A 4,603-nucleotide genomic window follows, 5' to 3' on the forward strand; every position below is an offset into this window, starting at 1 on the left:
GATGCGCCCACGCTCAATCCCTCGAATGGCGAAACCGTCAGCGGTGAAGCCGAGCCCGGCAGCACGGTCATCATCACCGATGGTGACGGGAACCCGATCGGCGAGACGACCACCGACGACGACGGCAACTGGACGCTCACGCCCGACGAGCCGCTGCCCGACGGCACCGACATCGAAGTCGTCGCGCAGGACCCAACCGGCAATACCAGCGAGCCGACCACGGGCACCATCGACGCCGCCGCGCCGGATGCGCCGACGATCACTACCGCCATGGACGACGTCGATCCGCAGACCGGGGAGCTCGCCAGCGGCGATAGCACCAACGACACCACGCCGCGTCTGACCGGGCAGGCCGAGGCTGGCAGCACCGTGACGATCTTCGCCAATGGCGAGCAAACCGGCACCACCACGGCCGATGATCAGGGCAACTGGGCATTTACCCCCGACGATCTCGACGACGGTGATTACACATTCAGTGCCACCGCCACGGACTCCGTCGGCAATGTCTCGAATGGCAGTGACGACTATGCGCTGACGATCGACACCTCCGCACCGAATTCACCGACTGTCGATCCCAGCGATGGCAGCGTGCTGATCGGTACCGCGGAAGCTGGCAGTGTGGTGACGCTGACCGATGATGAGGGTAACGCCGTCGGCCAGACGACGACGGACGAAAACGGTAACTGGTCGTTCCAACCGGACGATCCATTGGCCGACGGCACCGAAATCGAAGCGACGGCAACCGATGCCGCGGGTAATATCAGCGCTCCGGCTACCGTGACCACTGACGCCAACCCCAGCGATACGACACCTCCGTCCACGCCAAGCATTACCTTGGCCAGTGATGACACCACGCCGCAGACCGGCGATCTCGACAGCGGCGACAGTACCAACGACTCGACGCCCACCCTGTCGGGGCAAGCCGAATCACGCAGCATCGTGACTATCTATTCGGGTGAGACCCAGCTCGGCACGACCATCGCCAACGCCGACGGAGAATGGTCATTCACGCCCGAGACACTCGATGACGGTGGCTACACTTTCAACGTCACCGCGACTGACTCCGCTGGCAATGTGTCGGATAGCAGTGATTCCTTCACCCTGACCGTCGATACCCGGCCGCCCGTCGCGCCCATTGTCGATTCCACCAATGGCGAGATATTGACGGGCAGTGCCGAAGCCGGAAGCACCGTTACTCTCACCGACGACGATGGCGAAACCATCGCCACGGTAACGTCGGACGTCAACGGCAACTGGTCCTATGCACCCGATGCGCCGCTGGAGGATGGCAGCACCTTCACCGCAGTCGCGACGGATGCGGCCGGCAATGCCAGCGATCCAGGTAGCGCTACCGTCGATGCCGACCTTGTCGATACGCAACCTCCCTCCGTACCCGTGATCATCACCTCGATCGATACGACGGAGCCGGTAACGGGAAACGTCGACGATGGTGACACGACCAACGATCCCAGCCCGACGCTGATGGGCACTGCAGAAGCAACCAACACGGTCCAGGTCTGGGCCGACGACGGCAGTGGCATGCAGATGCTCGGCACGACCCAAGCCGACAATTTCGGCAATTGGAGTTTCCGTATTTTCAGTCGCCTGGCCGAGGGCAACACGAGCTTCATGGCGAAATCGATCGATCCGACCGGTCAAGAATCGGATAGTAGCCAGCCCTTTGCCGTCGTCATCGATACAACGCCGCCGGCTACCCCGACGATCGATAGCGCGACCGATGACGTCGATCCGGGCGGCATGCTCGACGACGGCGACAATACGAACGACGCCACACCAATCCTGACCGGCACCGCCGAAGCCAACGCCGTGGTGACGATCCTCGCGGGCGGCACTCAAATCGGCACGGTCACCGCAGACGACAACGGCGACTGGACGTTCACGCCGGATGCCCTGCCCGATGGCAATGTGGACTTCACTGCCACCGCCACCGATGCCGCCGGCAACGTCTCTCCGGCCAGCCCGAGTTTCATGCTGAGCGTGGATACCGCCGCCCCGGCGACACCGACGATCGAACCTACCGACGGCAACACCATTACCGGCTCGGCCGAGCCCGGCAGTACGATCACGTTGACCGATGGTGAGGGCAACGTCATTGCCGAAGACGTGGCGACCGATCCCGACGATGGCAGTTGGAGCGTTACGCCCGAGACGCCGCTCGACGACGGCGGCACAGTCAACGCCGTGGCGACGGATCAGGCGGGCAACGCCAGTGATCCAGCCACCGAAATCGTGGATGCCACGGCACCCAACGCCGATGACAACAGTATCCAGATCAATGACGGCGGTGACGGCTTCCTCAATGTTGAAGAAGCGGGCAACGTTACCCTCACCGGCACGATCGAGGACGGCGCGTCTATCGCGTCGCTGACCATCACCAGTGCCAACGGCGGTGATCCGGTCGTCATCGATGGTGACGAAATCACCCTCGGCGACGATGGTTCGTTCACCTACAACGCCGATCTGTCCGGCCTGGCCGATGGCGAACTGACCGCGACCCTGGCGCTCAGCGATGCCGCCGGTAACGACGGCACGGTCACCGATACCACGACACTCGACCAGACCGCACCGGTTGTCACCCTCGACGCGCTCGACGAGCCGATCAACGACACCACCCCGGCCCTTACCGGCACCGTCGATGATCCCGGCGCCACGGTCAGCGTGTCCGTCAACGGCGGCGAGCCGATCACGGCCACCGTCGATGAAGACGGCAACTGGAGTGTGCCGGCAGACAGCGTCACCTTGAACGAAGGTGACAACACTATCGAAGTGACGGCCACCGATGCGGCTGGCAACCCATCGACGCCGGCCACCGACACGGTCAGCGTGGATATCACAGCGCCGACCGTCACTGTCGCCGACCTGATCACCAACGACACTACGCCGGCCCTGAGCGGTACGGTCGACGATGCCGAGGCCACGGTTACCGTGACGGTCGACGGCGACGATTACACCGCCACTAACAATGGCGATGGCACCTGGGCCCTGGCCGACGACATCGTTGCGGAACTCGATCCAGGCGCGGCCTCTATCAGCGTGACCGCGACCGATTTGGCCGGCAACGAGGCGACAGCGACCGGCACGGTCACGGTGGATATCACCGCGCCGGGTAACGGCGATGATGACCTCAACAGCGTGGCATTCGCCGACGATGTCTATAACGCCGCCGAAGCCGACACTGCCACCCTCACCGGCACGATCGAAGACGGCGCGTCTATCGCGTCGCTGACCATCATCAGTGCCAATGGCGGTGATCCGATCGTCATCGACGGTGACGAAATCACCCTCGGCGACGATGGTTCGTTCACCTACAACGCCGATCTGTCCGGCCTGGCCGATGGCGAGCTGACCGCGACCCTGACGCTCAGCGATGCCGCCGGTAACGACGGCATGGTCACCGACACCGCGACACTCGACCAGACCGCGCCGATAGTGGGCATCGATGCGCTCGACGAGCCGATCAACGACACCACCCCGGCCTTTACCGGCACCGTCGATGATCCCGGCGCCACGGTCAGCGTGAGCGTCAACGGCGGCGAGCCGATCACGGCCACCGTCGATGAAGACGGCATCTGGATTGTGCCGGCCGACAGCGTCACCTTGAACGAAGGTGATAACACTATCGAAGTGACGGCCACCGATGCGGCCGGTAACCCGTCGACGCCGGCCACCGACACGGTCAGCGTGGATATCACCGCACCCAACACCGATGACAACAGTATCCAGATCAATGACGGCGGCGATGGCTTCCTGAACGTCGATGAGGCCGGCAATATCACCTTGACCGGGCGCATCGAGAGCGGCGCTTCCGTCACCGGCTTGACGATCAGCGGTGGCGACGGTGGCAGTATCGATATCACTGATTTCAATATCGATGCCGACGGCAACTTGACTGCCAGCGGCGTGAATCTGACGAGTCTCGCCGACGGCGAACTGACAGCCACTCTCTCCGTGACCGATGCCGCCGGCAACACCGGCACGGTCAGCGATACCACGACGCTCGATACGGCTGCACCCGATGCCCCGACCGCGACGTTGGCCAACGACTCGGGAACTGAGGGTGACGGCATCACCAACGATGCCACGGTCAATGTCGGTGGCCTCAAGGACGGCGCCACCTGGGAATATTCCACCGATGGCGGCGATAGCTGGACAACCGGCATGGGCAACAGCTTCGAACTGCCGGAAGACGTCTATGACGCTGACGCCGTGCAGGTTCGTCAGACCGATGCCGCGGGCAACACCAGCGGCACCGGCAACCTCGGTGCAGTGACGGTCGATCTGACCGCCCCGGAAGCCCCCGTGATTGAAGGCGCCGAAGACGACGTTCCTCCCGCCGGGCCGATCGGCGGAGGCGATATGACCAACGACGTGACGCCCACGCTGATCGGCAGCGCCGAATCCAATGCCATCGTGACCGTCTACACCGACGGTCGAAACCTGGGCACTACCACGGCAGATGGCAACGGCGACTGGCAGTTCGCCACCAATGAGGCGGATCAGCTGTTTGGCGGTGAAACTGTCTTCACTGCCACCGCGACTGATATCGCAGGCAACGTTTCTGCCACCAGCCCGACGTTTACGC

1 protein-coding gene is annotated in these 4,603 nt (G+C 63.5%); it reads left to right on the forward strand.

Translation table 11 applies throughout. From position 1 onward, the window contains the following. On the forward strand, nucleotides 1-4,603 hold a 4,603-nt coding region (locus BTW08_RS18845; RefSeq protein WP_210403277.1), incomplete at both ends, for an Ig-like domain-containing protein.

Source organism: Salinicola sp. MH3R3-1, from assembly GCF_001937155.1.
In the GTDB taxonomy this organism is placed as follows: Bacteria; Pseudomonadota; Gammaproteobacteria; order Pseudomonadales; family Halomonadaceae; genus Salinicola; species Salinicola halophyticus.